Raw genomic sequence first — 24,172 nt, 5'->3', positions numbered from 1 at the left:
CGTGAAAGCAATGACCGTGATGCTCAACGTTGAGAATGCGAGGAAGACCTTCACCATGCACCTGCAGGGCGGCATCTTGCTGCCGGTGGTGCAGGGCGTGTCGTTCCAGGTCACTGCCGGCGAGTGCGTCGTGCTGTCCGGACCGTCGGGCGCGGGCAAGTCGTCGATCCTGAAAATGATCTTCGGCAATTATCGCTGCGACGGCGGCCGCATCAGCGTCCGTCACCAGGGCGAGATGATTGATGTCGCTGGTGCCGAGCCGCGCCTGGTGCTCAATGCGCGGCGGCAGACCATCGGCTATGTCAGCCAGTTCCTGCGCGCGGTGCCGCGCGTAGCTGCGCTCGACGTTGTCGCCGAGCCGCTGCTGATGGCGGGCGTCGCCCGTGACGAGGCGCGCGCGCGCGCCGGTGCCTTGCTGGGGCGGCTGAACATCCCGGAGCGGCTGTGGTCGCTGCCGCCGTCGACGTTCTCGGGCGGCGAGCAACAGCGCGTCAACATCGCCCGCGGCTTCATTTCCGAGCTCCCGATCCTGCTGCTCGACGAGCCGACGGCCTCGCTGGACGCGGCGAACCGGGCGGTGGTGGTCGATCTGATCGCGGCAAAGAAGCAGGCTGGCGTCGCGATGATTGCGATCGTGCATGACGATGATATCCGTGCGCAGATCGCCGACCGCACCGTTGACGTGACGACGTTCGCGGCGGCGGCGTAGAAGGCACAGAGAGCAGATGAGCGGGAACATGTCCGACACGGTGATAGGCAACGCCAGACTGGTCCTCGCGGACCGGGTGATCGAGCAGGGCTGGGTGGCAATGGCCGGAGGCCGGATCGAGGGGATCGGCGAGGGCGCAGCTCCCGCCAGCAGCCTGGATGCCGGCGGCGATCTGCTGATGCCGGGGCTCGTGGAGCTGCACACCGATCACCTCGAAGCGCATTTCGTGCCGCGGCCGAAGGTCTATTGGGATCCGGTGGCTGCGGTGATCTCTTACGATGGACAACTCGCGACGGCGGGCATCACGACGGTTCTGGATTCGCTGCGCGTCTGGAGCGAAGAGGGCGCGGAAGGCGTCGACGGTCAGGCCAATGTGCTGGCGGACGCGATCGGTCGGGCGCGCGAGGCGCGCCTGCTGCGCGCCGATCACTTCCTGCATCTGCGTTGCGAGGTGCCGATGCCGACGGTCGTCGAGGAGGCAAAGCAGCTGGCGGGCCGCCCGGATGTCCGGCTGATGTCGTTGATGGACCACACGCCGGGCCAGCGCCAGTTCCGCGACGAAGGCAAGCTGCGCGACTATTACCGCGGCAAGAGCGGCGGCAAGACCGATGCGGAGCTCGACGTCATGTTCGCGCGGCGCTTCGCCTATCAGCAGGCCTATGCGGCGGCGAACATGCGCGACATCGTCGCGCTGGCCAAGACCCATGACGTGCCGCTCGCCAGCCATGACGACACCACCGACGAGAATGTCGCCGACGCGATCAAGGATGGCATCGCCGTCGCCGAATTCCCCACCACCATGGAAGCCGCGCGTGGGCTGCACGAAGCCGGGATCAGCATCCTGATGGGCGCCCCCAACGTGGTCCGCGGCGGCTCGCATTCCGGAAACATTGCCGCCGTAGATCTCGCGCGCGAGGGTCTGCTCGACATTCTGTCGTCGGACTATGTTCCGTCGAGTCTGCTGATGGGCGCGCTGCAGCTGCCACACCGCGTGCCGTCTATCGATCTCGCCGCAGCGGTTCGAACCGTCACCAAGGCTCCCGCTGAAGCGGTCGGGCTGCATGACCGTGGCGAGATCGCAGCCGGCAAGCGCGCGGATTTGATCCGCGTTCATGTCACCGGCGATCACGCTGTCGTGCGCAGCGTCTGGCGGGAAGGGCTGCGGGTGGCATGAGCGCGGCTTCGACTGGCTCGGACGATCAGCACAAGCGACTGGGACCCGGGCGCCTGGTGCTCGTCGTCGGGCCGAGCGGCGCGGGCAAGGACACGCTGCTCAACCTGGCGCGGACCGCATGCGCCGGCGACGATCGTATCGTGTTTCCTCAGCGGGTCGTGACCCGCGAAGCCTCGGCCTTCGAGGACAATCTGGAAATGAGCGAGGTCGCGTTTCGCGAGGCTCTCGCAGCGGGCGCATTTGCATTGCATTGGACCGCGCACGGTCATTGCTACGGCGTGCCTCGCGCGATCAAAGATGATATCTCCGCCGGCCGCACCGTCGTCGTCAATGTGTCGCGAACAGTCATTCCATCGGCGAGGAGAGACTATGCCGATGTCGTCGTCGTGAACGTCACCGCGCCGGCCGAGGTCCTCGCCGAGCGTCTCGGCAAGCGGCATCGTCCGAGCGATACCGACATCGGCGAGCGGCTGCATCGGACCGTCAGCACCGAGGCTGTCACGGCAGACGTCACGATCAACAATGTCGGCGATCCCGCGACACACGGCCGCGAGCTGATCGAGGTGATCAAGAGTTCGCGAGGCAAGGACCTGGCCGAGATGATGGGAGCCGCGAACGATGTCGATCATCACCACGATTGAGCAACTCGAGGCGATCTACGGCGAGACCGGGCTGACGTCGACGGCGAAGGTGGCCGATCGGGTGACGCCGCACTACCGCGTGATGATCGAGACATCGCCCTTCGTCGCGCTGGCGACATCAGGTCCGGAAGGACTCGATTGTTCGCCGCGCGGCGATCTTCCGGGCTTCGTCCGCATTCACGACGAGAAGACGCTGATGCTGCCCGATCGACGCGGCAACAATCGCGTCGACTCATTGCGCAACATCGTGCGCGACCCGCGCGTTGGCCTGCTGTTCCTCATTCCGGGCTCCGGCAACACACTGCGGGTCAATGGACATGGTCATTTGTCCGCCGACCCGGATCTGCTCGAGACGTTCCGGATGGAAGGCAAGCTGCCGCGCACCGTGCTCGTGATGACGATCGACGAGATCTATTTCCAATGCGCGCGCGCCATCGTGCGTGCCGATCTCTGGAACCCCGAGAAGCGCGTCGATCCGCAACGGATCCCGTCACCCGGGCAGATCCTGGCCGCTATGACGGCCAATGCCGTGAATGGCGAAGAATACGACCGGGAATGGCCCGAGCGCGCGCGGAAATCGATGTGGTGATCGCTGAGCTGCGCGTGCCACTTCGGAACGACAGGCAGTTGCAGCCATTCAGGCCGCGACGTCGAGCAGGCGCGACGAACCGCGGACGAGGACCCTCCGTCCATCCGGCGTGAGCGTCGCCGTTCCATCGCTGATGACGGCGAGCCCAAGCGCAACAAGCTGGCCGACGATGAAGCCGTTCGGTCGACGGCCGTCGCGCACGGGACCGCGGAGCGCCTTCAGCGTCTCCCATTGGTCCGGCGTGAGCTCGTGATCGGATTCCGCGTTCATGTTGCCTCGAACCTTGTTGTCGCGCACTCGTCTTAGGAAGTCAGCGTGACGAAGATGCGACCGCTGTGCATCCGTAGTGATCCGGGTCATTCAATACGCACGAGGGGCGCAGCGATTAATTCAAATTTGAATGATCCGCAATGTGCGATGCAGCGTCGACATGTGATGGGCGGCGCAGCATGAGGGTTTCTAGTAGTTAACAACGACTTAAGATTGGCGCAGCGAGATCGATCGGTAACGCAGCTGTCACATCAGCGTGTCAAACGGCGCCATCATCCCGCTCGAATCAGCCGACGCGTTTCGCTTCGGCACAAGATCCACCGAATGGCCGTGCTGAACGATGATTTTCCACCGCAACTGGACCGGAGGGCCTGGCTGCGCGGTCTGGCGGGATTTGCCTCGAGCATCGTCATCGCGGGGATCGCGGTCGCCGTGCTCACCGGTGCGTTGAAGAAGCTCGATATTGCTCATGTGATCTCGATCGCGCAGGCGACGGATCCCAAACTCATCGGTCTCGCACTGGTATTGATCGCACTCTCTTATGGCGGTCTCACGTTCTATGATCTGTTTGCGCTCCGCACGATCGGTCGCAACGACATCCCGTTTCATGCCGCGGCTGTTGGCAGCTTCACGAGCTATCCCATCGCCCATGGCATCGGCGCAGTCGCGCTGATCTCTCCGCTGGTCCGCTATCGAGTCTATCGCCCTTACAGGCTTGGCGCGCTCGATATCGCCAAGATCAGCTTTCTCACGGGCTTGACGTTCTGGCTCGGCAATCTGACGGCGCTGGGTCTGAGCCTGATGATCGATCCGGATGCGTTCGGCTGGGTGGAGTATTGGCCGCCGGCGCTCAACCGGCTGATTGCGGCGGCGCTGCTCTGTGGCATTGTCGCCTTCGTGGTGTGGAGCTGGCCCGGACGCCGCAGCCACCGATGGTCGTTGCGCCTGCCGTCAGGGCCGACGGTGTTGCTGCAGATCCTGATCGGGTTGTTCGATCTCAGCACCGCCGCGCTCGCGATGTATGTCCTGATTCCGGCGGAGCTCGGCGTCGATGTCGCGCGCCTGATGGCGGTGTTCATTGCCGCGACCCTGCTCGGCTTCGCCAGTCATGCGCCGGCCGGCATCGGACTGTTCGATGCCACGATCCTGCTCGGGCTCGGTTGCGATGATCAGGACAAGCTGCTCGCGGCGCTGCTGATGTTCCGCATCCTCTATCACCTGATCCCGTTCGTGTTGTCGCTGGCGCTGTTCGGCGGCATTGAGCTATGGCGCAGCTGGCACGGGGCGGCGCAGCGGTCAGACCGGCGAGTTCAGCTTCAGCCCCATGATGCCGGCAATGATCAGCGTCAGGCAGAGCAGCCGGACCGGATCCGCAGGCTCGCTATACAGCCACATCCCGACGACGATGCTTCCGGCCGCGCCAATTCCCGTCCACACCGCGTAGGCGGTGCCAAACGGCAGTGACCGCAAGGCGAGCGACATCATGGCGAAGCTGAGCAGGATCGCGACGATGGTTGCGACGCTGGGCCAGAACCGGGTCAGGCCGTCGGAATGTTTGAGGCCGAGCGCCCAGATGATTTCCAGCAGTCCCGCGGCCAGGAGAGCGAGCCATCCACTCGTCATGATGGCGTGCTCGTCCGGAGCGGAAGCGGACATGCGCTGCGACGGCAGCTCGGGCGGTCCGCGGTCCTCGACAGCGGAGCAGTCGCACGCGGTGGTCCGGGCATTCTCGTCTCCACGCGATCCGAATGCCGCTCATCTGCAATCTTTGCACGACGTACATGTGACAGTGGTGGCGGCAATCGAGCGCACCCAGGCGCGCCAGATGGCGCGGCTGAAGGCTGCATCGGAGCGCCCGGCCGCGAACGGTCGGTGGGCTTGAACTACCTCTCCTGCATCATCGTGAACACGAAGCCGGTCAAGGTCGCGCCGACCGCGAAGGCCAGCGTGAAGGTGCCGACGAAGACGGTGAAGGTCATATGCGGATCGAGGCTGTGGGCAATCAGGGTCGAGATGCCGAACGCATCGACTTGGGTCAGGGCGAACGCGAGTCCGAGCCCCAGGGCGGTGCCCATGACAGTGTGACAGGCGAGTTCAATCAGGATGGCCGAGCTGACCACGGCGCTGCGTTTTTTCGGCGGCATGAGGCAACTCCAGGACGTTCGCCGGTGAACGCAGGAACGGCGGAAGCGGTTCCTGAGCGGTCCGGCGCCCGGCGCTCCGCATCGAAGCCCGTTGCCAAGCGGCGAGGTGAGCGGCTACCAAATGGGCTGGTCCCGGTCGCCCGATGGAAGTGCCGATGCGGGCAGAACAACCGTGGCAAAGCGGTGCGACCACAGGCGACAAGCAGGGAGGATGAGCAACACATGACGAACGCCATTCGTTTCCATAAGACCGGTGGTCCGGAGGTCCTCGCCTGGGAGCAGGTCGAGGTCGGCAAGCCCGGCCCGGGCGAGGCGCGCATCCGCCACACGGCGGTCGGCCTGAACTTCATCGACATCTACAATCGGTCAGGCCTCTATCCGGTCCAGCTGCCGAGCGGATTGGGCAGCGAGGGCGCCGGCGTGGTCGAGGAGGTCGGGGAAGGGGTTACGGACCTGAAAGTCGGCGACCGCGTCGCCTATGGCTCGTCGCCGCTGGGCGCCTATTCCGAAGCGCGTCTGATGCCGGCCGCGCTGTTGCTGAAGCTGCCGGATGAGATCGACGACAAGACGGCAGCGGCGATGATGCTGAAGGGTCTGACCGCGCAGTACCTGATCCGGCAGACCTACCGCGTCAAGGCGGGCGAGACCATTCTGCTGCATGCGGCGGCCGGCGGCGTCGGCCTGATCCTGAGCCAATGGGCCAAGCATCTCGGCGTCACCGTCATCGGCACGGTATCGAGCGACGACAAGGCCGAGTTGGCCAGGGCGCATGGCTGTGAACACACAATCATCTATTCCCGGGAGGACTTCGTCGCGCGGGTGAACGAGATCACCGGCGGCAAGAAGGTCCCGGTGGTGTATGATTCCGTCGGCAAGGACACGTTCCTGAAGTCGCTCGATTGCCTCGCGCCGCTCGGCTTCGCCGTGCTGTTCGGCCAGTCGTCCGGCGCCGTCGATCCGCTCAATCTCGGGCTGCTCGCGCAGAAGGGCTCGCTGTTCGTCACCCGGCCGACGCTGTTCACCTACGCCGCCAAGCGCGAGAGCCTGGTGGCGATGGCCAACGAGCTGTTCGACGTCGTCAAGTCCGGGGCGGTGAAGATCGAGGTCAACCAGACCTATCCCCTCAAGGACGCGGCGAAAGCTCACGCCGATCTCGCGGCGCGCAAGACGACCGGGTCCACGGTTCTTCTGGTCTAGCGCGAGTCACTGGGCTGGCCGGACCGGAAGGCCGGCCGGCCATGTCCATTGCCGCCACTTAAGCGATCACGCAGGACGCCAGCGGCCAAGCGTCAGACCCGCTCGTGCTTGCGAAGATCGCGGAGATGGTCGAGGCGCGCCGCCTGTAGATCGGCGTCCGCCGCGCCAATCTCGGGCAGGCTGGCCTCCGACAGCAGATCGGCTGTGATGTCCGCGACCGCGTGGCCGGCGATCTCGTGAATGAAGCTGATGTTCGCATATTCGCCCGACGCGATGCGCGCGACGACGTCGCGCCGGGTCATTTCGGGATCGACCACGGCTTCGCGTCCGCGGCGGCCGTAGTCGATCATCACGACGAAATACTGCATGGAGCGCCAGTTCGCCTTCGGCTGACTGTTACCACGCCATTATTCTGCAAATCAGAATTCTGTCAAGACGAATCCTGACCAGGGTCGAGCGGGGCATGAAGGAGAGGCGCCGCAGCGTCTCTCCGGCCATGCCGCAGCGCCTCACTTGGCCGCCGCGCGGGCGCGCGACTTCGCCGCCGCCTTGGCGCGGATCCGCGAAATCTGGCCCCGCGGCAGGGTGACGAAGATCTCGCCGATCCAGTCTAGCTTGACGCCGACGATCGGCTTGGCGTTGAAGCTCTTGAGATTGACCACGGACGGGGTTTTGCCGCGCTCGATGGTCTTCAGGTAGCGCTCGCCGGACTTCAGGCGCACCACGGCCTCCTCGCCGTAGAAGCTCGACAGCGGGTGGCGCTGCTCCTTGTAGACCACGATCACGTCGCCGTTCTCGTATTTCGGCAGCATCGAATCGCCGGTCACCTCGAAGGCGACGGTCTCCTCGGAGATCGGGAAGGGCAGGGCGACCTCGCCGATGCCCTCGAGCGGAACCTGCTCGTAATCCGGCTCGATCACCGAGCCGGCGCCCACGCGGCCCATGATCGGAACGGAGTTCAGCTCCAGATATTCGGTGATCAGCGGGATTTCGGCCGCCTTGATCAGGCGCTGGCCCCCGAGGATCTCGGAGACGGCGCCCGGCCGCACGCCCATGGCGCGGGCCAGCCCTCCCTTGGTCTTTCCTGGCTTCTCGAGTGCACGCTCGATCATGGCGACGTCCAACATGGCTTTGACCCCTTTTGCGAATCTCGGAAACGAGTATATGTTTCGAATTATCAGAACTCAAGCTTGACTTTTTCTTCGGAATAACGGAAATTGAGCCGTCGGGCAAGAGCCTTCGGCACCCGATCCAGAAGAAAGAGGCGAGAATGCAGTCCACCGATTGGCCAGATCACCACTCCAGGATGCTGTGCGAGCTCCACGCCAAGGGGCTCTCTTATGCCGAGATCGCGCGCACGCTCAATGCGCAGTTCGGGACGGCGTATACGCGCAATGCGACGCTCGGTCGCGGCAAGCGCATTGGGTTGGCAACGCCGGCCGCTGCCAAGACCTCGCGCCCCGAGCCGAGGGCGATGTCTGCGGCGTCGGGAACCGGGCGAAGGAGCCCGGAGGCCGCCACCTGGCCAGCGGCGCCGCCGCGCTCGCCCAAGCCGGCGCGCCGGGTCGAGCTGCGCTCGGTCGGCATCAGTCCCCGGCTGCTGGCGTTCGACCAGCTCGGTCCGGATGACTGCCGCTATCCCTATGGTGGCAACCGGGACGGCGACCCGATCACGTTCTGCGGCCATCCGCGCCAGGCGGGCTCCTGCTATTGCACGCCCCATCACCAGCTGACGCGGACTCCGCCCGAGGAGACCGCCATCCGTCCTGCCGGCCCCTTGATCCTGCGGCTGGTCGCGGCCGCCTAGCGCCGCGAACCCGACCAAACCCGACTCTCTTACATTTTCCGGAGACGAGACATGGCGCGCACCCGACGCAGCAAGCCCCTTCGCACGTCCAAAATCCACGACCGCCGCGCTCAGGAGCTGACGCGCAATGCCGAATTGGTGCCGGTCGAAATCGACGATCCGCTGGCGCTCGAGCCGGGCGAGAAGATCGTCGCGCTGCGGTCGGTCCGCAACGATCCACTCGGCCGGCTGCATGCGCACAAGCAGCTCGACGACGCGCAATACCGGGCGGGACGTGCGTTCCAGAACGACTGGGAACGGGCCGAGCGGGGCCCGCAGGCGATCGACCCCTCTCGCGAGCACGTCGACGGCGCCCGCGGGCGCGAGCCGGTCACCGAAGCTCAGCGGCAGGCGGTGCTGCGGCTGAACCGGGCCGAGCGCGAGCTCGGCATGGATGGAGCGGCAATCACCCATGACGTCCTGGTGCATGGCCTGACGATGGAGCAGGTGGGACTGAAGCGAGCACTGGCCAGCCAGCGCTGGAACGATTATTTCGCACGCCGTTTCAAGGAATGCCTCGACCGATTGGCCGTCGTCTACGGGTTTTCCACCGATCGAGTCGCGAGACACCACGATCAGACGGCGCGATCTGGTCAGCGCATCGACCGCTAGCGGCATGCTCGACCGCCGCTCGTGCGATTGGCACGAGCGGTGGTCAACCCATCATTCACTCAAGGATGCGGTGTCACGGCATAGGTCGTAGTGTACGGCTCGACGCGCAGCGACGCGTGCGACAGCAGGCCGATCTTGGCCGACGGCGTCATCTGCAACTCACCATTCGGGCCGCGATGGACGTTGTATTGCCACGCCGTGAGATCGCCCTTCTGCGCGAGAGCGTGGGCCACCGCGCTGGCGTCGCTGCCGCCGATCGCGGCGAGCTCCGCGCCGCTGAGCCCGATGACGATCTCGTCCTTGACGGTCACGACCTTGAACAGCAAGGTCTTGCCGTCCTCGGCCGATGCTGTCGTCCCCGCGGCGAGCAGAAAGGCCAGCGCACCAAAGGTCGTGCGTGTGAATACTGATGTCATGGAAGCTCCTGTCCGCCTTGGATTGGCGTGTCCTCACGTGCAGGCATTAGTTCCCTGTGACGCAGTCCCGGTTCGCGAAAAGATCTAGGCAATTTTGCCTTTGAACCTTGCGGCGTGCGGCGGAGTCCAAGGCTCAGAGAGCAGTCCATGACGTGCAGAACTGCGCACGCGCCGGATCGACCATCGTGTTGATTCAGGTCAACCGGCGCGCCGCAGGCGTACTATACTGCAGCACCAACGTAGAGACGGGGGATATCATGGTCAGTGGTCAAACTCTGTTCCGGTCGGCCAGCGCGAAGATCGCGCTTGCTGCAGTCGCGACGACGGTGCTCATGGCTGGCGACGTCGCGCCGGCCTTGGCGCGGTCGGCAGGCCCGAGCACACATCCGACCGTCGTCAAGGCGGCCGCGGGCGATGTGACTGATTTCAGCGCCCGCCGGCGTTACCGTCGCGTCTACCGGGGCAACCCGGCTGCGGGCCTTGCCATCATGGGCGCAATGATCGGGACGTTCGGTGCGATTGCCGCGCATTCGCATGATGACGACTATTACTACGGGCCGGGCTATTACGCCGGACCCGGCTATTATGGGCCGCCGCCGGTCTACTATGCGCCTCGGCCTTATTACGCACGCCCGTATTACGGCCATCCGTATTACGGCCCGCGCGTGCACTACTATTACCCGTACTGACGCGGTGCTGATGGCGAGGATGAGCGTCGCCGCCCTGGGGCTGCGACGCCGGCCTAGAAGCCGCCTGCGCTGAAGCGGAACGGCTGCACGACGTCATACGCCGCCTTGCTGATCGGCACCGCATAGTCGACCGTCAGCGGGCCGAAGGGCGACGCCCAGGTCATGCCGACGCCGACGGACGAGCGCAACACGTTCTTGTTGGCGACCTGGACGTTCTGGGTCGGGCCGCGATAGCCGAACACGGTGCCGGTGTCGACGAAGGCCGATGCGCGCAGGCCGTACTCCTGCGGCAATCCTGGAATGTTGCTCTGCAGCTCCGCCGTCGTCGCCCAGTAGAAGCTGCCGCCGACATTGTCCATCGTCGATCCCGCCGTGAGATCGCGCGGTCCGAAGCCGCCGGGCGCGAAGCCGCGCACCATCGTCGGCCCGCCGAAGAAGCTGTTGAGCAGCGGCGCCTGCTGCCCGCCAAATCCGGTGATGTAGCCGCCCTGGCCGCGCACCATGGCGGTCAGGTCGCTGTTGATGGATCGGTAGTAGCGGACGTCAGCGGTGGTTTTCAGGAAGCGGACATCGCCGCCGAGGCCGGCCAGATCCTGGCTGAGCTGCGAGCGGACGCCGCTTGTCGGCATCTTGGTGCTGTCGAGCGTGCTGTAGGTGACCGTGTTGCCGAGTTGGGACACCGTCTGCCGCCCTGCGGCGATTGCCTGTCGCACCGGAACGGACACGGCGGCGGGCGAGATCCCCGGCGCGAGCACGACCTTCTGGTCATAGAGCGAGTAGCGCCACAGCATCGCGGTCTGCTCGCTCACCGGCATGCCCAGAGTGAAGGCGCCGCCATAGGTGTTGTTGCCGAACGACTGGAAGGTGGTGGCCATGCTCTGGCGGGCGAACAGCTCGACGCCCGGGGTCAGCCGGCCGAGCGCATAGGGCGAGGTGAAGGACAGCGTGGCGCCGCGCGCGAACTGGCCGTAGGTGAACGTGGCCTGCGCGGTGTTGCCGGTGCCGAGCACGTTGCGGTCGCCGATCTTGACCTCGGCGAGCAGTCCGTCCGTCGACGAATAGCCGCCGGAGACGTTGAAGTCGCCGGTCGCCTGGTCGACCGCCTCGACGTCGAGCACCACGCGATCCCGGCTCGATCCGGGATGCGACGTGATCTTGACCGTCTTGAAGTAGTTGAGGTTGCGCAGCCGCCGCTCGGCACGGTCGATCAGCGTCTTGTTGTAGGCATCGCCTTCGCCGATGTCGAACTCGCGGCGGACGACCTCGTCGCGCGTGCGGGTGTTGCCGTGGATATCGATGCGCTCGACATAGCTGCGCTGACCCTGGTCGATCTGGAAACTGACATCGGCCAGACGGGCCCGGGCGTTGCGATTGATCCGCGGCTCGACCTGCGCGAACGGAAAGCCGAGCTTGCCTAGCTCGGCCGTCAGCACCTCCGTGCTCTTGTCGAGCTTGCTGGCATCGAACCTCTCGCCTTGCTGGGCCAGGAGGAGCGGGCGCAAACGGTCGCAGGCGAGCCCTTGCACATTGCAGGAGACATCGATCGCGCCGAATTTGTAAGCGACGCCTTCGTCGATCGTGAAGCTCAGATTGAAGCCGTTGGATGCGCGATCGAACTCGACGCTGACATTGGTCACCTCGGCATCGGCATAGCCGTGGTTGCGGTAATATTGACGCAGCTGCTCGCGATCCTCGTTGACGCGGTCGGCGTCATAGGCATCACCGCCGGTGACGAAGCTCAGCACGGTGGATTCCGACGTCTTGATCACGGCGCGCAATTGCCGGGCGCCATAGGCGCTGTTGCCGACGAAGCTGATCGCCCGGACCGGCGTTTTCTTGCCCTCGATGATCGTAAAGACCAGATCGACGCGATCGTTGCCGCGGTCGATGATCTCGGGAGCGACGCGGACGTCGTCCCGTCCGACGCGATGATAGGCCTGAAGGATCCGCGCGACGTCGCCCTGCACGGTGGCGCGCTGCAGGGCTGAACGGGGCTTCGACAGCACCGCACTTGTGAGATCGGCATCCTTCACCTTCTTGTTACCCTCGAAGGCGACCCGATCGAGCAGCTTTGCTTCCGCGAGCCGGATCACGATCCGTCCGTCGATGCGGCTGATCTTCACATCCTCGAACAAGCCGGTCGCGACCAGCGACTTGAGGCCGGCGTCGAGCGCGGCCGCATCGTAGCGGCCGTTCGCATCGGCGTGGAAAAACGACCGCACCATCTCGGCATCGACGCGCCGATTGCCCTGCACCGAAAGGGTTTCCGGAGACGCCGCCATCACCGGAGAAGACAGGACCGAGAGCACCGCGACGACCGGCGCAGCCTGTCGCAAGCTGGCGAAGCGAGGGGGACGCCGGTTTCGGGCGTTCATGCTGTGCGCTCCTGCCTGCTCGTCATCGTTCTCATGCAAGTGCGGGTGAAGGGCCAAATCATGTCAGCGCTGTGGAGACTTGGCGTCGCGCGATCACGCCTGCGAAGGGCGGTACGGCTCGGAACCAATGATGGTCGCAGAATCGACGCAGATCGGATTCAAAGGCGTGAAACGATTACGTCGGCTGACGCGCCAGCGGATGCTGGCGCAGCGAACGCCTGTCGGGAGCAGAACATGCGCGCCATCGCCCTGGCCCTCATCGCTTGTACCTTCGTTCAATCGGCGCTTGCCGCGGCGGTCGTCCCCGAGATCGATCCGCGCGCATCGCTCGGTGTGGTCCAGAACTGGATCTACAACTACCGAACCAAGCCCGATTACGCCCACGTGCCCGCAGCCGTGCGGGTGTTGTTCCACTCCCAGACGTTCAAGGAGCCGGAGAACTCCGGCATCTATCTCGGCTTCATCGCCGGCGCGATCGGCTCCAATCCGGCAAAGGCGGAGCAGCTCGTCAACAGCTTCTTCCCCGTTCCGCCCGAGGAGGAATGGGTCATCGTGCGCGCGATCGCCTATTCAGGCTTGCCGGACTGGCGCAACCTGATGCGGAGGGTCGCGTCGAAGATGCCGGGCCGCCGCGTCATGATCGACGGCTATCTCAGCGGCACGCAGCCGGTCCTGATGGAGATCCCGCTGGAGGAAACCAAGCCGGGCATGATGGACAAGCTGCGCGGCGCGCTGACGCAAAACCCGTTCAAGAAGGAGGAGCGCAAGCTGGATACGCGTCTCAGCTACGCGACCCACCAGGATCTGCTCGACATCCTCTGGGGCTATTATTTCGCGACCGGGTCGCGCGTGCCGATCCAGCGCATCGTGCAGATGCTGCCGTGGTCGAAGAGCCGGGACACGGTCGACAAGCTGACCGTCGGCAGCATGGCGCGCTACACGCTTGCGAGCTACGCCGTGCGCGATGCCAGTCTGCGCGACTATCTCCGCGAGGAACTGGCGCGGCAGTCGGGTCCGATCAAGGAGCCGTTGCGCGAGGTGGTCGAGGCGGCCGATACGGTGCAACTCGGCGCCGTGCGCAAGGATGCCGTGGCCGCCGTCGATGAACTCAAGCTCAAGGGCTCCGACGCAAGGCGCAACATGGATTTCTGGGGCCAGCTCGGCGTCGGCGCGCTGGCGCTCGGCTGTGTGTCCGCTGCCGCGCTGGGCCAGGTCGCGGTCGGCATTCCCTGCGTCATCGGCGGATCCGCCTCTCAGGGACTGCTCTCGTTCTGGGAGAAGCAGCAATAGGAATAGCGGTCGGAACGGACCGGCGTGGGCGCTATTGTGCCGGTATGGACGGCCTGAACGCCAAGACGCTGGCAAGCCTTGTCATCCTGCTGCTCGCGATGGGCGCGGTGATCTTCGGCGTTGCCGGCAGCCTGCGCTACTGGCAGGCTTGGCTGTTCCTGCTGACCTATTTCATCCTGTCCCTCAGCGTTTCGATCGATCTCATGCGCCGCGATCGTGCCTTGCTCGAGCGTCGCATGAAGGGAGGACCGCTTGCCGAGAAAGAGCCGGTTCAGCGCCTGATCATGACGATCATTTCGCTGTGGTTCGTCGGGTTGCTGCTGGTGCCGGCGCTGGACCATCGCTTCGGCTGGTCCCGCATGAGCGCACTGGCAGCCGTGGGTGGCGATATCCTGGTTGTCGCCGGCTTTCTCGGGATTTGGCGTGTCTTTCGCGAAAACAGCTTCTCGGCGGCGACCGTCGAAGTCGTTCAGGACCAGGTGGTCATATCAACCGGTCCATACGCGGTCGTGCGTCATCCGATGTATGCGGCGGCTCTGGTGCTGCTGACGGGCATTCCGATCGCGCTCGGATCCTGGTGGGGTCTTTCAATGACGATCGTCATTCTCCCCATCCTGATCTGGCGCCTGCTTCACGAGGAGGTCGTGCTTGCGGAGCGCTTGTCCGGCTATTCGGCCTATCAGGAGAGAGTACGGTGGCGACTATTGCCGCTTTTCTGGTGAGCGCAGCGGCCGAGATTGTCAGCGACCAATCCCGTGCAGGAGAGCACTAGAGGGTTGTGTTGCCGGCTCTGTTGTCTACGGAAAGTTGTATTTCGTGCCGATGACTTGTTCGCGCCGTCCCGCCCTCTAACGATGGTTACAGACTGGCCTTCACGGCGGCTGGGTAGACCGGCTCGCGGTGGATTTCCGCGCCGGACTCATCGACCACGACGATCGAGAGTCGACGGTCGGTGATCCGGGGATCGTGCCGAAGCCGTCGGGCCAGATCCCGGCTGTGCTCGATGGCTCCCGCACTGGTCGCAAATTCCAGACCTGTTCGGTCTCTGGTGGGAACGCCGTCCTTCATATCGAAATAATAAGTGCGCATGGTCTTCCTACGGCCGCTGTATCAAGCAAGGGGAGCGCGACGCGGAGCCGAAGTTCGATCCGCAATCCGTAATCCCCCTGCTCGAACTATAGAAGACCTCTAATATGGAGGACAAGCTTACCTCTTCTGTAATCCCCTTTCCTTGTTCGGTAAACGACCGTTTTTGCTGGTATACAGCGCCAAAAACTGCCAGAAAGCTCAAATTGTGTCGTTAAAATCGACCGCTTGGTCAGTTTGACTTGCTGCAAGAGTTGTTCCCTGGCATACTTTCAACCTGATCGGGTTGCACTCGATCGATGTCCATGCGGGCTATTCTGAGGAAGGGGTCGCAGTCGCCAGACCAAGGCCTTCAGCCGCAAGTGCCGCAGAGTTTCTTGCGTGCAGGCTTTCACGTTTCGCCAAGGACTGGCATCCCCGTTTCCTGCAAAGGTGCGAGATGAAGAATCAAAGTCTCATCGCGGAGCTGCACACGAAGCTCGGAGCCCCGTCGAGCGAAGCGGTCGAGAGCCTTCGGTTGCTCAGGGCCTTTCTGAAACTGGCGCCGGGCCAGCGCATCGAGTTGCTTGAAATGGTCGAGCGGCTCACCTCCGACTCGCATGCGGAGACCGATCGCCCGCTATCCTGATGCCAGTCTCCATTGCGAGTTCTGGTTGATTTTTCGTGAATCGAATTTCTCAAAAGTTGTGTTAGCGCCTTCTGGTCGCCCCATCCTGACCGGCAGCAATCGGCTCTGCCGCAGCGCCCTGACGCCGTCTCCGCTCCCGCGGCGTCGATCGCCCTCCAAGACTCGTTTTGAAAAAGCCGGGCCGTCGCCTGCACGCCTGGTGCTGCGGATGCGGGCTCGGCCGACTTGCTTTCGAGTTAATTGCGGCTCTCGCCTTGGGGCCACTTCCGGCCGCGTTGCCTGCAACCGGTCTAAGGCTTCAGTAAAATGCCGCGTGTATAACAGTGAAAATTTGATTCAGATCCGCCCTCGAAGAGCAGCGGGGAGAGCCAATGACCAACGTCATTCCGTTTCGCTCCCGGATAGTCTCATTTCGTGAAGCGCCCGCAGCCGCTTGCGCGCAGGATGCCGTTGCGATGGCGGGCGCGGGGAGGCACGAGGCGACGCGATCGGGCGTACCAGCCGTCCGGGACGACCTCAGGAAGACCGTCATTCTGCTCGATCTTGCTCTGCAGCACGCGCGTGAGCTCTCGGACCTCGTGATCGATGAGCGGGCGCATCGCATGTTCGACCGTCATCTCGCCTCCATCGAGTATTCGCTTCAGATCGCGCGCGAACGTGTGTGGGCGTCCTGACAGCTCCGCCATCGGCTGCCTACGGATCCATTTGCACGGGGACGCAGGGAGCCAGATATGGTAGTTGGGGTTGTCGTGGAGGACGTAACAATGACCCAAACCAAACTGGAAGTGCCCGCTGAATTGCGCGACCTCGCCGAGAAGACCATCTCGCAGGCGGAAAGGGCCTTCGAGATGTTCTTCGACGCAGCTGGCAAATCAATCGGCTCTGTTCCTGGACCGGCCGCCGACATGTCCAAGCAGGCACTCACTCTCACCGAGCAGAACATCAAGACGGCGTTCGAGCATGCGCGCAAGCTCGTCCACGCGACCGAGCTGGAAGAGGCGATGCGGATTCAATCCGAGTTCCTGCGCAGCCAGTTCACAAATGCCGGCGAGCACATGAAGACGATCACAGCGAGCATCATGTCGGCCGCAACGAAGGCCACTGAACCGAAGCCCTGAGGTGGGACCAAGGCGTTCCGTCATGCGACGGCCGTGATGTGAGGGCGGCGGCCATCCGGCCGCCGACGCTGACTACTTGCGCAGCGAGCCGATATAGGCGGCAATGTCGGCCGCCTCAAGCCGATTGAGGGGAAAGCTCGGCATCTTCGGGTGGGGGTCGAGCAGGAAGAACGCGACCTTCTCCGGGGTGAAATCCGCCTTCTGGGCAATCTCGGAGAAGGACGGGACGTCCGCGCTGGCCTGCTTCTGCGTTCCTTCGATCAGGTGGCACGAGGCGCACCAGCGCCGGGCGAGGTCGGCGCCATGGTCCGCGTCGGCGGCCCGCGCCGAGGTCAACGCGGTGGTCGCCGCCACGACCGCCAGAACTTTGATCAACAAGGCGCGCATTCCGTCACTCCGATCTGGTGAAATGGTGAAATCGAGCTTGACGCCGGCCGTTGCGACAACGTCGGCTCGAGAGAGGACAATCAGTCGCTCCCGCTCAGCTACCTCTCAGTGCACGGGCCCGCGCGTCGCGGTCAGCTGCAGCACGATCGCGGAAAGTGCGACAGATCGATGCGGCTGGCAATCATCTTGACGAGGGTGCAGAGCCGGCGCAGCAGCGACGGGCCGGGTGCATGAACTGCCGTCAGCTCATCCGCGATGGTGGACATGTCGAGCCCTCCCTGTCACTCGGCGTCCTTCCCGTGCGCCTGTTGACGAGGTGCAGGCGCCCGCATGCCGGACATGCGACCGCTTCGTAAGCATCAGCGTGTTCGACCAAGGCCGACGCCGTCAGGCCGATCTGCACGTTCGATCCCGTTTGGGAGCAGCGAAAAACGAGAGTTTCCATTGCCTGACCATGACGGATCGCGGCATGCATGCCTTGATCTGTCTCAACAGGGCAGACGATAGATTGCGTGCCAGATGTACGTGAGACTCAGGTGATGCTATGCGACGTCGCCTTCGCCATCTCGAGTCGGTCAGCGACATTTGCGGCCGTGACGGAACCGGTCTGGGTTGCGCGGATTGCGGCGTCGATCTTTGACTTGACCCGCCGAGCGGCCAGGGCGGCGAGCCGCGTTTGGGTTCGCCCGGTCTTGACCTGATCGCCGAACTCGTACCGCCATTCCCAAATGTCCGGTTCAGCAGTCGCCACGACCGTATATTGGACACCTCGGTGGATCACGGAACCCCCCTTTAACTCTTCCACTGCAAGTCAACGTCTAACCAGCTTACAATCAATCCGGGAAAATACGGGAGTGGAACAATTGCCAGCTGGCGCAATCGTAAGACGGTTAACACCACCATGCCGGCAATGTTCCTTTGCACGCTCGGTTTCCGTGCACACTTTTCCAGCAGTCGCGCCGCTGCGGCGAAACGCGAAGACAAGGGAACCATCTGCGCGATGAAAAGACGTGCACACACCACGCGCAGAATCGGGAACGACATGGCGCGCCTGTGTGAACTGTGTCAGCGATTGCGCGGGATGAGGTTCCCGAACCCAGTAGCCTTGAGACGGCGAATGCCCGATCAGTTCCCAGACGAGGCTCAGCGCGATGCCTGGTGATCCGAAGCCGGCGAAGACCGGTGCTGTCGTTGATACGAGCAACGCACGTCGCGATCTCAGGCTCGATGCATGCCGCGGCCTGGCGCTGTGGTTCATCTTCGTCGATCACGTGCCGGACAATTCGCTGGCGTGGCTGACGTTGCGGAACTACGGCTTCAGCGACACCTCCGAAGTGTTCGTCTTCATCTCCGGCTACACCTGCATGCTGGCCTATGGCGGAGCGGTGGCGACGCAGGGCTGGGTGACGACCGTGGTGCGCGCGCTGCGACGGGCCTGGGAGATCTATGCGGCGTTCCTGGTGCTCCTGCTCGCCTATGCGGCGCTGGTGTGGGTGATCGGCGGTGGCACCCGTTTCGTCGACGAGACCAACACCGGTTTCTTTTTCCGCGAGCCGGGTCCGACGCTCGTGCATGTCGCGCTGCTGCAATTTGCGCCTGTCAACACGGACATCCTGTTGACGTTCGCGATCCTGCACATCTGCTTTCCGATCGTGCTGTGGCTGATGATGACCAGCGCGACAGCGACGCTTCTGCTTTCCTTCCTGCTCTACATGATGGTCCAGCTGTTCAGCTGGCAGGTGCCGGCCTGGCCCAGCGGCGAGCTGTACTTCAATCCCTATGCCTGGCAGTTTCTGTTCGTGATCGGTGCCTGGTACGCCTATGGCGGTCAGGAAAGGCTGCGGCCCCTGTTGCATTCACGCACGCTTCTGATCGTGGCGCTTGCCTATCTCGGCTTCAGTCTGTTCATGGCCTTGAGCTGGGAATTCAAGAGCCTTGAAAGCCTGATCCCGCCGGCCATTACCAATCTGATCTATCCGATCTACAAGAGCCATCTGGCGCCGGTGCGGCTGCTGCATTTCCTGTCGCTGGCGTTTGTGGTGTCGCGGCTGACGCCGCCGCAGTGGCACGGCCCGATCCGTCCGCTGATGACGGCCATGATCAGATGCGGCGAGAACTCGCTGTCGATCTATTGCATCGGCGTGTTGCTGGCCTTCGTCGGTCAGGTGTTGCTGACCGATGTTGCGAGCGGCTTTGCGCTGCAGCTGCTGATCAGCGTCACGGGCATTGCCGTCATGGTGCTCGCGGCCACGCTGCTGACGTGGGAATCTCAGGTCGACCGCCGCGGGCCGCGGCTGTTCTGATGGCGCCTAGCGCCGGCGCGCGACGGCCACGCCGAACAGGAAGGCCACGAACAGGCTGGTGAGCGGAGCCTCGCGCGTGATCGCGCTCAAGGTGGACAGCGCCGTTCCCGGCCGGCGCGCATCCTGTGCGACCTCGCTCAACCGGTCGACCGCGGCACTCAGCGTCCCCATCACCTCTCCGAGCGAGCGGGACAGGTCGGTCGCAGTGTCGAGCGCGCGCTCGGCGACGCCCGGCTGCGCAGGTGTTTCGAACGGTTCGCTCACTTTCGTTGTCCTCTCGACGCGCATCGGCCGGATTGAGATTGCACCCCTCGAAACGATCTCCGGGGAGCTCTGACGCTGCAGGCAATGCCTTCTGACACGAATGGTTCCGTCGCCCGCCTGTGGTCTTTAAACCGGTGGATCGTCGCGCCTCGGCGCACCGTTCCCCCGCCACGCCGGTTAAGGTCGGGCGGATGTGAAAGGACCTGAATGTGGCTTCATCAGACACAGCATCGCCCCACCGCATCGCCGTGCTCGGTGCGCCGATCGACCTCGGCGCCTCCGTGCGCGGCACGTTGATGGGACCGGCCGCATTGCGGACCGCGGGTCTCATCCCGGTCATGGAAAGTCTCGGCCTCGAGGTCACGGATTACGGCGACGTTGGCATTGCCGAGATGGCCGAGCTCGGCGATGAGCCGCCTGCGAGTGCCAAGCATTATCGTCAGATCCAGCGTTGGTCCCGGGTACTGGCGCGCCGCAGCTACGAACTGGCGCAGACCGGGGCCATTCCCGTCTTCTTGGGCGGCGACCATTCGCTGTCGATGGGATCGGTGAATGGCGTTGCGCGGCATTGCCGCGACATCGGGCGCGAGCTGTTCGTCCTCTGGCTCGACGCCCATGCCGACTACAACACGCCGGAGACGACGATCACCGCCAACATGCACGGCATGTCCGCCGCCTTCCTGTGCGGCGAGCCGGGTCTCGACGGCCTGCTCGGCGATGAGCCCCGTGTCGGCATCCCATCGGCGCAGCTCGAGCTGTTCGGCATCCGCTCGATCGACAAGGCGGAGAAGGAGCTGCTGCGGCTGCGGCGCGTCAGCATCGCCGACATGCGCGCGATCGACGAGTTCGGCGTCGGCGTATTGATGCGCCGGATCCTCGACAAGGTTCGCAGCCGCAGCGGTGTCCTGCACGTCAGCTTCGACGTCGACTTCCTCGATCCCGAGGTGGCGCCGGGTGTCGGCACCACCGTGCCGGGCGGAGCGACCTATCGGGAGGCGCATCTCATCATGGAGCTGCTGCACGATTCAGGACTGGTCCGATCGGTCGACGTTGTCGAGCTCAATCCCTTCCTCGACGATCGCGGCAAGACGGCGCGCGTTGCGGTCGAGCTGATCGGCAGCCTGTTCGGCCAGCAGATCATCGACCGTCCGACGCCGACCAATGCGATCGTGCCGGATGCATAACCGGATATCTGACCCTCGGCGTTCGTGAAGAACGCGGATGCCTCCGTCGTGAGAGGCATCCGCACGGGCGCAATTAGTAGCGCGCGTCGTACATCTTCGACTCGACGAAGCCGAGCAGGTCGTTCGGTGCGGGACCGGTCGCCAGTCCGTTCTGATAGGCCACGCCGGCCACGGCCGCGCCGATATGGGCCGAGACCTCGCGGATGCGCGGCAGGGCCGGATACAGACTGCCTTGTTCGAGATCGGCGCCGGTGACGCAATTCGCCAAGGTGTGGGCCGCGGCCATGAACATCTCGTCCGTCACCAGCCGCGCGCCGCTGGCGATAGCCCCGAGGCCGACGCCGGGGAAGATGTAGGAGTTGTTTCCCTGGCGCGGCACGAAGGTCTTGCCGTCGAGCTTGACGGGGTCATAGGGGCTGCCGCAGGCGAACAGTGCGCGTCCCTGGGTGTAGCGATAGGCCGCCTCCGCCGAGCACTCCGCCTTCGAGGTCGGGTTGGAGAGCGCGAAGATGATCGGACGCTCGTTGAGTTCGGCCATCGCCTGCAGCACCTCTGGCGTGAATGCGCCCCCGACCGCTGCCACGCCGATGATCGCCGTCGGCTTCAGCGTCTTGATCGCGGAGAGGAAGTCGCCGATCGGGGCCTGGTCATGCGCATAGCGCAGCTTGTGGCCATGCAGATTGTCGCGGCCCTTGATGACGAGGCCGCGCGAATCCGTCAGCCAGTTGCGCCGCAGCGCCTCGGCTTCGGACAGGCCTTCGGCCATCATCGCCGAGACGACGAGATCGGCAATGCCGGTCGCCGCCTCGCCGGCGCCAAGGAACAGCACGGTCTGGTCGCTCAGCTTGCCGCCGGTGATGCGCAGCGCCGAGAACATGCCGGCGAGCGCCACCGCCGCGGTGCCCTGGATGTCGTCGTTGAAGACGCAGGCCTCGTCGCGATATTTGTGCAGCAGCTTGAAGGCCGCGTGGTTGGCGAAGTCCTCGAACTGGATCAGCACGCCCGGGAAGGCCGCGCGAGCCGCGGTCATGAACTCGTCGACAAAGGCGTCGTAGGCTTCGCCCGTGAGGCGCTTCTGCCGCAGGCCGATATAATAAGGGTCGGCCAGAAACTCCTCGTTGTTGGTGCCGACGTCGAGCATGACGGGCAGGCATTCCTCCGGGTGAATGCCGGCGCAGGCCGAGTACAGCGACAGCTTGCCGACCGGGATGCCCATGCCGTTGGCGCCGAGATCGCCAAGGCCGAGGATGCGCTCGCCGTCGGTGACGACAATCAGCCTGGCGCGATATGGCCAGTTGGCGAGGATCTCGGCGATCCGGCCGCGATCATTGGCCGAGATGAACAGGCCGCGCGGACGCTGGAAGATCAGGCCGTATTTCTGGCAGGCAAGGCCGACGGTCGGCGTGTAGATCAGCGGCTGGATCTCGTCGATGTTGTCGCACACAACGCGGAAGAACAGCGCCTCGTTGCGGTCATGCAGCGCGTTGAGCGCGACGTACTTCTCGAGGTCGTTGGACAGGCTGCGCAGATTGACCAGGATGCGCTCGGCCTGTGCCTGCATCGACATGACGCCCGCGGGCAGGAAGCCGCGCAGGCCGAGCGCGTCGCGCTCCTGCTCGGTGAAGCCGGTGCCCTTGTTGAGCAGCGGGTCGCGCAGCAGCGTCAGCCCGCGCGGGGAGTAGGTGGGGTGCGTCGATGCGCTCATACGTTGCGGTTGGGTCAAGGCAGTCTCCGAGGTCCTTTGTTCGAGCCTCGCCATTCCGGAGCGCGCCAGCGTTGATCGGCATCAACGGTGGCGGGATGGCGGGAGCGGACTGTTAACACAGTTTGGGTTCCGCGTTGCACCAATGACGTTGTGCAACTGCGTTGCAGCGGATGCAGGTGGGGACCGGAGGGATGGCTAGGCTCGGCCTGTGACGAATGACCACAGCAGCGCCAGAACGGCGACCGCCATGATCGCGGTGCCGACCCAGCCGAGGCCGATCAGCCAGGACCGGGCGCGGAAGCGGCCCATCAGCCCGGTGTTGGAGACGATCACCATCATCATCGCCATGATCGGCACCGCGGCGATGCCGTTGAGCACGGCGCTCCACACCAGCATGTGGATCGAATCGATGCCGGTGAAGCCGAGGCCGAAGCCGATGATCGTGGCTGCGGCGATGATGCTGTAGAAGCCGGCCGCTTCGTCCGGCTTGGCCTCCAAGGTCGCATGCCAACCGAAGATCTCGGCGACGCCATAGGCGGCCGATCCCGCCAGCACCGGAATGGCCAGCATGCCGGTGCCGATGATGCCGAGCGCAAACAGCAGGAAGGTGAAGTCCCCGGCCAATGGCCGCAGCGCTTCGGCCGCCTGCGTCGCCGAGTCGATCTTGGTGATGCCGTGGCCGTGCAGCACCGTCGCGGTCGTCACGATGATGAAGAAGGCGATCGCGTTCGATAAGATCATGCCGGCCGTGGTGTCGATCCGCATGCGCCGCAGCTCCGGATGATTCTTCCTGGAGAGCTCGCGCAAGGGGCGGTCGACCTTGCCCTGGTTCATCTCCTCGACCTCCTGCGAGGCCTGCCAGAAGAACAGATAGGGACTGATGGTGGTGCCGAGCACGGCGACGACGGTCAGCAGATAGTCGGCATCCGTCGAGGGGGTCGGCCACACCGCGGCGAGCAGCGCCGTGCTCCAGGGCACCTTGACCATCAATGCGGTGGCGACATAGGCGAACAGACTGAGCGTGAGCACCTTGATGAAGGGCGCGTAGCGCCGGTACGGCAGGAAAACCTGCAACAAGGTCGAGGCGGCGGCGAAGATCAGCGCATGCTCGTGGTTGAGGCCGCCGATCACGAGCGACAGCGCTTCGGCCATGGCGGCGATGTCAGCCGCGATGTTGAACGTGTTGGCGCCGACCAGCAGCGCCACGAGGCCGAAAACGATCCAGCGTGGGGCGAGTGCGCTGATGTTGGCCGCGAGACCCTTACCGGTGACGCGACCGATCCGCGCGCTCACCAGCTGAATCGCGATCATGAACGGCGTGGTCAGGAAAACGGTCCAGAGCAGCCCGTACCCGAACTGCGCGCCGGCCTGGGAGTAGGTGGCGATGCCTGAGGGATCATCGTCGGCCGCGCCGGTGACGAGACCTGGGCCCAGCAGCCGGAAAATACTCGAAGCGGATTTCTTCGGCTTGTTCGGCTCGGATGCAACGATCATCGTCACGGCGGCAGTCCTCAAGAGACAGCGTATGTGTCTCGAAGTCGCAAT

Annotated in this window: 29 protein-coding genes; 15 read left to right on the top strand and 14 right to left on the bottom strand. The window is 64.3% G+C overall.

Annotation, left to right across the window (positions count from 1 at the left end):
• Window positions 1-10 precede the first annotated feature (10 nt).
• Genes phnL through BRAO375_RS35370 form a run of 4 tightly spaced genes read left to right on the top strand, consistent with a single transcriptional unit; the run spans window position 11 to window position 3,113 of the window.
• On the top strand, window positions 11-709 hold the full coding sequence (gene phnL, locus BRAO375_RS35385; protein ID WP_009032227.1) for a phosphonate C-P lyase system protein PhnL: 699 nt from the start codon (window positions 11-13) through the stop codon (window positions 707-709).
• A 16-nt stretch (window positions 710-725) separates the two neighbouring features.
• Entirely contained in the window at window positions 726-1,883 is a 1,158-nt protein-coding gene (locus BRAO375_RS35380; protein ID WP_009032226.1) for an alpha-D-ribose 1-methylphosphonate 5-triphosphate diphosphatase, read from the top strand.
• Entirely contained in the window at window positions 1,880-2,524 is a 645-nt protein-coding gene (phnN, locus tag BRAO375_RS35375; RefSeq protein ID WP_009032225.1) for a phosphonate metabolism protein/1,5-bisphosphokinase (PRPP-forming) PhnN, read from the top strand. Before BRAO375_RS35380 ends, phnN begins: the two co-directional genes overlap by 4 nt.
• Entirely contained in the window at window positions 2,502-3,113 is a 612-nt protein-coding gene (locus BRAO375_RS35370) for a pyridoxamine 5'-phosphate oxidase family protein (protein ID WP_009032224.1), read from the top strand. Before phnN ends, BRAO375_RS35370 begins: the two co-directional genes overlap by 23 nt.
• Window positions 3,114-3,161: 48 nt before the next feature.
• Here BRAO375_RS35370 and BRAO375_RS35365 read toward each other — a convergent pair whose 3' ends face one another.
• The 3 genes from BRAO375_RS35365 to BRAO375_RS35350 form a co-directional block, all read right to left on the bottom strand.
• Window positions 3,162-3,383: a hypothetical protein gene (locus BRAO375_RS35365; RefSeq protein WP_009032223.1), complete on the bottom strand. Its 222-nt coding sequence runs from the start codon at window positions 3,381-3,383 to the stop codon at window positions 3,162-3,164.
• 1,296 nt (window positions 3,384-4,679) lie between these two features.
• A complete protein-coding gene (locus BRAO375_RS36910; RefSeq protein ID WP_009032221.1) occupies window positions 4,680-5,006 on the bottom strand; it encodes a DMT family transporter in 327 nt (108 codons plus the stop codon).
• Window positions 5,007-5,266: 260 nt separating this feature from the next.
• Window positions 5,267-5,527, bottom strand: a complete 261-nt coding sequence (locus BRAO375_RS35350) for a hypothetical protein (RefSeq protein WP_009032220.1) — start codon at window positions 5,525-5,527, stop codon at window positions 5,267-5,269.
• 222 nt (window positions 5,528-5,749) lie between these two features.
• Here BRAO375_RS35350 and BRAO375_RS35345 point away from each other — a divergent pair, with 222 nt between their 5' ends.
• Window positions 5,750-6,724, top strand: coding sequence for a quinone oxidoreductase family protein (locus BRAO375_RS35345; protein WP_009032219.1), 975 nt, complete (start codon window positions 5,750-5,752; stop codon window positions 6,722-6,724).
• 92 nt (window positions 6,725-6,816) lie between these two features.
• Here the strand turns inward: BRAO375_RS35345 and BRAO375_RS35340 are convergent, their stop codons facing one another.
• Window positions 6,817-7,092 carry a hypothetical protein gene (locus BRAO375_RS35340; protein ID WP_009032218.1) on the bottom strand — a complete coding sequence of 92 codons (276 nt, stop codon included), beginning with the start codon at window positions 7,090-7,092 and terminating at the stop codon, window positions 6,817-6,819.
• A gap of 141 nt (window positions 7,093-7,233) precedes the next feature.
• Complete coding sequence (locus BRAO375_RS35335; RefSeq protein ID WP_009032217.1) at window positions 7,234-7,851, bottom strand: XRE family transcriptional regulator; 618 nt, start codon at window positions 7,849-7,851, stop codon at window positions 7,234-7,236.
• A gap of 143 nt (window positions 7,852-7,994) precedes the next feature.
• Between BRAO375_RS35335 and BRAO375_RS35330 the strand changes: the two genes are divergently transcribed.
• Both BRAO375_RS35330 and BRAO375_RS35325 read left to right on the top strand, forming a co-directional pair.
• On the top strand, window positions 7,995-8,531 hold the full coding sequence (locus BRAO375_RS35330; RefSeq protein ID WP_009032216.1) for a GcrA family cell cycle regulator: 537 nt from the start codon (window positions 7,995-7,997) through the stop codon (window positions 8,529-8,531).
• 51 nt (window positions 8,532-8,582) lie between these two features.
• On the top strand, window positions 8,583-9,182 hold the full coding sequence (locus BRAO375_RS35325; RefSeq protein WP_009032215.1) for a DUF6456 domain-containing protein: 600 nt from the start codon (window positions 8,583-8,585) through the stop codon (window positions 9,180-9,182).
• 59 nt (window positions 9,183-9,241) lie between these two features.
• Here BRAO375_RS35325 and BRAO375_RS35320 read toward each other — a convergent pair whose 3' ends face one another.
• The gene (locus BRAO375_RS35320) at window positions 9,242-9,598 is read right to left on the bottom strand and encodes a hypothetical protein (RefSeq protein ID WP_009032214.1); all 357 of its coding nucleotides are present in this window, start codon (window positions 9,596-9,598) and stop codon (window positions 9,242-9,244) included.
• A 257-nt stretch (window positions 9,599-9,855) separates the two neighbouring features.
• On the opposite strand from BRAO375_RS35320, the gene BRAO375_RS35315 reads away from it, so the two are divergent.
• Complete coding sequence (locus tag BRAO375_RS35315; RefSeq protein WP_009032213.1) at window positions 9,856-10,287, top strand: hypothetical protein; 432 nt, start codon at window positions 9,856-9,858, stop codon at window positions 10,285-10,287.
• 53 nt (window positions 10,288-10,340) lie between these two features.
• Here BRAO375_RS35315 and bamA read toward each other — a convergent pair whose 3' ends face one another.
• Entirely contained in the window at window positions 10,341-12,662 is a 2,322-nt protein-coding gene (gene bamA, locus BRAO375_RS35310) for an outer membrane protein assembly factor BamA (RefSeq protein WP_009032212.1), read from the bottom strand.
• 234 nt (window positions 12,663-12,896) lie between these two features.
• On the opposite strand from bamA, the gene BRAO375_RS35305 reads away from it, so the two are divergent.
• A complete protein-coding gene (locus tag BRAO375_RS35305; protein ID WP_009032211.1) occupies window positions 12,897-13,952 on the top strand; it encodes a hypothetical protein in 1,056 nt (351 codons plus the stop codon).
• Window positions 13,953-13,996: 44 nt separating this feature from the next.
• Window positions 13,997-14,674: a methyltransferase family protein gene (locus tag BRAO375_RS35300; protein WP_009032210.1), complete on the top strand. Its 678-nt coding sequence runs from the start codon at window positions 13,997-13,999 to the stop codon at window positions 14,672-14,674.
• Between the two features lie 136 nt (window positions 14,675-14,810).
• Here BRAO375_RS35300 and BRAO375_RS35295 read toward each other — a convergent pair whose 3' ends face one another.
• Window positions 14,811-15,041 carry a DUF6894 family protein gene (locus BRAO375_RS35295; RefSeq protein ID WP_009032209.1) on the bottom strand — a complete coding sequence of 77 codons (231 nt, stop codon included), beginning with the start codon at window positions 15,039-15,041 and terminating at the stop codon, window positions 14,811-14,813.
• Window positions 15,042-15,477: 436 nt separating this feature from the next.
• Here BRAO375_RS35295 and BRAO375_RS38820 point away from each other — a divergent pair, with 436 nt between their 5' ends.
• The 3 genes from BRAO375_RS38820 to BRAO375_RS35280 all read left to right on the top strand — a co-directional run bounded on the left by BRAO375_RS38820 (window position 15,478) and on the right by BRAO375_RS35280 (window position 16,784).
• Window positions 15,478-15,666 carry a hypothetical protein gene (locus BRAO375_RS38820; protein ID WP_009032208.1) on the top strand — a complete coding sequence of 63 codons (189 nt, stop codon included), beginning with the start codon at window positions 15,478-15,480 and terminating at the stop codon, window positions 15,664-15,666.
• 371 nt (window positions 15,667-16,037) lie between these two features.
• Window positions 16,038-16,340, top strand: a complete 303-nt coding sequence (locus tag BRAO375_RS36905; protein WP_083842603.1) for a hypothetical protein — start codon at window positions 16,038-16,040, stop codon at window positions 16,338-16,340.
• A gap of 90 nt (window positions 16,341-16,430) precedes the next feature.
• A complete protein-coding gene (locus BRAO375_RS35280; protein WP_009032206.1) occupies window positions 16,431-16,784 on the top strand; it encodes a phasin in 354 nt (117 codons plus the stop codon).
• A 72-nt stretch (window positions 16,785-16,856) separates the two neighbouring features.
• Here BRAO375_RS35280 and BRAO375_RS35275 read toward each other — a convergent pair whose 3' ends face one another.
• From BRAO375_RS35275 to BRAO375_RS35270, 3 genes are all read right to left on the bottom strand, one after another.
• On the bottom strand, window positions 16,857-17,171 hold the full coding sequence (locus BRAO375_RS35275) for a c-type cytochrome (protein WP_009032205.1): 315 nt from the start codon (window positions 17,169-17,171) through the stop codon (window positions 16,857-16,859).
• Window positions 17,172-17,302: 131 nt separating this feature from the next.
• Entirely contained in the window at window positions 17,303-17,437 is a 135-nt protein-coding gene (locus tag BRAO375_RS38940) for a hypothetical protein (RefSeq protein ID WP_283806115.1), read from the bottom strand.
• 266 nt (window positions 17,438-17,703) lie between these two features.
• A complete protein-coding gene (locus tag BRAO375_RS35270) occupies window positions 17,704-17,952 on the bottom strand; it encodes a hypothetical protein (RefSeq protein WP_009032204.1) in 249 nt (82 codons plus the stop codon).
• Between the two features lie 370 nt (window positions 17,953-18,322).
• On the opposite strand from BRAO375_RS35270, the gene BRAO375_RS35265 reads away from it, so the two are divergent.
• On the top strand, window positions 18,323-19,474 hold the full coding sequence (locus BRAO375_RS35265; RefSeq protein WP_009032203.1) for an OpgC domain-containing protein: 1,152 nt from the start codon (window positions 18,323-18,325) through the stop codon (window positions 19,472-19,474).
• A gap of 6 nt (window positions 19,475-19,480) precedes the next feature.
• Here the strand turns inward: BRAO375_RS35265 and BRAO375_RS35260 are convergent, their stop codons facing one another.
• A complete protein-coding gene (locus BRAO375_RS35260; protein WP_035643723.1) occupies window positions 19,481-19,762 on the bottom strand; it encodes a hypothetical protein in 282 nt (93 codons plus the stop codon).
• A gap of 185 nt (window positions 19,763-19,947) precedes the next feature.
• Here BRAO375_RS35260 and rocF point away from each other — a divergent pair, with 185 nt between their 5' ends.
• Complete coding sequence (rocF, locus tag BRAO375_RS35255) at window positions 19,948-20,922, top strand: arginase (protein ID WP_009032201.1); 975 nt, start codon at window positions 19,948-19,950, stop codon at window positions 20,920-20,922.
• Window positions 20,923-20,995: 73 nt separating this feature from the next.
• Here rocF and BRAO375_RS35250 read toward each other — a convergent pair whose 3' ends face one another.
• Window positions 20,996-22,627, bottom strand: coding sequence for an NAD-dependent malic enzyme (locus BRAO375_RS35250; protein WP_009032200.1), 1,632 nt, complete (start codon window positions 22,625-22,627; stop codon window positions 20,996-20,998).
• Window positions 22,628-22,822: 195 nt separating this feature from the next.
• Window positions 22,823-24,127 carry an NRAMP family divalent metal transporter gene (locus BRAO375_RS35245; RefSeq protein WP_009032199.1) on the bottom strand — a complete coding sequence of 435 codons (1,305 nt, stop codon included), beginning with the start codon at window positions 24,125-24,127 and terminating at the stop codon, window positions 22,823-22,825.
• Between the last annotated feature and the right edge of the window lie 45 nt (window positions 24,128-24,172).

This window comes from Bradyrhizobium sp. ORS 375 (genome assembly GCF_000239775.1).
Taxonomy (GTDB): Bacteria; Pseudomonadota; Alphaproteobacteria; order Rhizobiales; family Xanthobacteraceae; genus Bradyrhizobium.
The sequence above is the reverse complement of the archived record's forward strand: the minus strand, read 5'-3'. Positions and strand labels throughout refer to the sequence as shown.

Coding starts and splice junctions, on each gene's coding strand:
- phnL (WP_009032227.1), top strand. CDS start 11: ATGACCGTGATGCTCAACGTTGAGAATGCGAGGAAGACCTTCACCATG.
- BRAO375_RS35380 (WP_009032226.1), top strand. CDS start 726: ATGAGCGGGAACATGTCCGACACGGTGATAGGCAACGCCAGACTGGTC.
- phnN (WP_009032225.1), top strand. CDS start 1,880: ATGAGCGCGGCTTCGACTGGCTCGGACGATCAGCACAAGCGACTGGGA.
- BRAO375_RS35370 (WP_009032224.1), top strand. CDS start 2,502: ATGTCGATCATCACCACGATTGAGCAACTCGAGGCGATCTACGGCGAG.
- BRAO375_RS35365 (WP_009032223.1), bottom strand. CDS start 3,383: ATGAACGCGGAATCCGATCACGAGCTCACGCCGGACCAATGGGAGACG.
- BRAO375_RS36910 (WP_009032221.1), bottom strand. CDS start 5,006: ATGACGAGTGGATGGCTCGCTCTCCTGGCCGCGGGACTGCTGGAAATC.
- BRAO375_RS35350 (WP_009032220.1), bottom strand. CDS start 5,527: ATGCCGCCGAAAAAACGCAGCGCCGTGGTCAGCTCGGCCATCCTGATT.
- BRAO375_RS35345 (WP_009032219.1), top strand. CDS start 5,750: ATGACGAACGCCATTCGTTTCCATAAGACCGGTGGTCCGGAGGTCCTC.
- BRAO375_RS35340 (WP_009032218.1), bottom strand. CDS start 7,092: ATGCAGTATTTCGTCGTGATGATCGACTACGGCCGCCGCGGACGCGAA.
- BRAO375_RS35335 (WP_009032217.1), bottom strand. CDS start 7,851: ATGTTGGACGTCGCCATGATCGAGCGTGCACTCGAGAAGCCAGGAAAG.
- BRAO375_RS35330 (WP_009032216.1), top strand. CDS start 7,995: ATGCAGTCCACCGATTGGCCAGATCACCACTCCAGGATGCTGTGCGAG.
- BRAO375_RS35325 (WP_009032215.1), top strand. CDS start 8,583: ATGGCGCGCACCCGACGCAGCAAGCCCCTTCGCACGTCCAAAATCCAC.
- BRAO375_RS35320 (WP_009032214.1), bottom strand. CDS start 9,598: ATGACATCAGTATTCACACGCACGACCTTTGGTGCGCTGGCCTTTCTG.
- BRAO375_RS35315 (WP_009032213.1), top strand. CDS start 9,856: ATGGTCAGTGGTCAAACTCTGTTCCGGTCGGCCAGCGCGAAGATCGCG.
- bamA (WP_009032212.1), bottom strand. CDS start 12,662: ATGAACGCCCGAAACCGGCGTCCCCCTCGCTTCGCCAGCTTGCGACAG.
- BRAO375_RS35305 (WP_009032211.1), top strand. CDS start 12,897: ATGCGCGCCATCGCCCTGGCCCTCATCGCTTGTACCTTCGTTCAATCG.
- BRAO375_RS35300 (WP_009032210.1), top strand. CDS start 13,997: ATGGACGGCCTGAACGCCAAGACGCTGGCAAGCCTTGTCATCCTGCTG.
- BRAO375_RS35295 (WP_009032209.1), bottom strand. CDS start 15,041: ATGCGCACTTATTATTTCGATATGAAGGACGGCGTTCCCACCAGAGAC.
- BRAO375_RS38820 (WP_009032208.1), top strand. CDS start 15,478: ATGAAGAATCAAAGTCTCATCGCGGAGCTGCACACGAAGCTCGGAGCC.
- BRAO375_RS36905 (WP_083842603.1), top strand. CDS start 16,038: ATGACCAACGTCATTCCGTTTCGCTCCCGGATAGTCTCATTTCGTGAA.
- BRAO375_RS35280 (WP_009032206.1), top strand. CDS start 16,431: ATGACCCAAACCAAACTGGAAGTGCCCGCTGAATTGCGCGACCTCGCC.
- BRAO375_RS35275 (WP_009032205.1), bottom strand. CDS start 17,171: ATGCGCGCCTTGTTGATCAAAGTTCTGGCGGTCGTGGCGGCGACCACC.
- BRAO375_RS38940 (WP_283806115.1), bottom strand. CDS start 17,437: ATGTCCACCATCGCGGATGAGCTGACGGCAGTTCATGCACCCGGCCCG.
- BRAO375_RS35265 (WP_009032203.1), top strand. CDS start 18,323: ATGCCTGGTGATCCGAAGCCGGCGAAGACCGGTGCTGTCGTTGATACG.
- BRAO375_RS35260 (WP_035643723.1), bottom strand. CDS start 19,762: ATGCGCGTCGAGAGGACAACGAAAGTGAGCGAACCGTTCGAAACACCT.
- BRAO375_RS35250 (WP_009032200.1), bottom strand. CDS start 22,627: ATGAGCGCATCGACGCACCCCACCTACTCCCCGCGCGGGCTGACGCTG.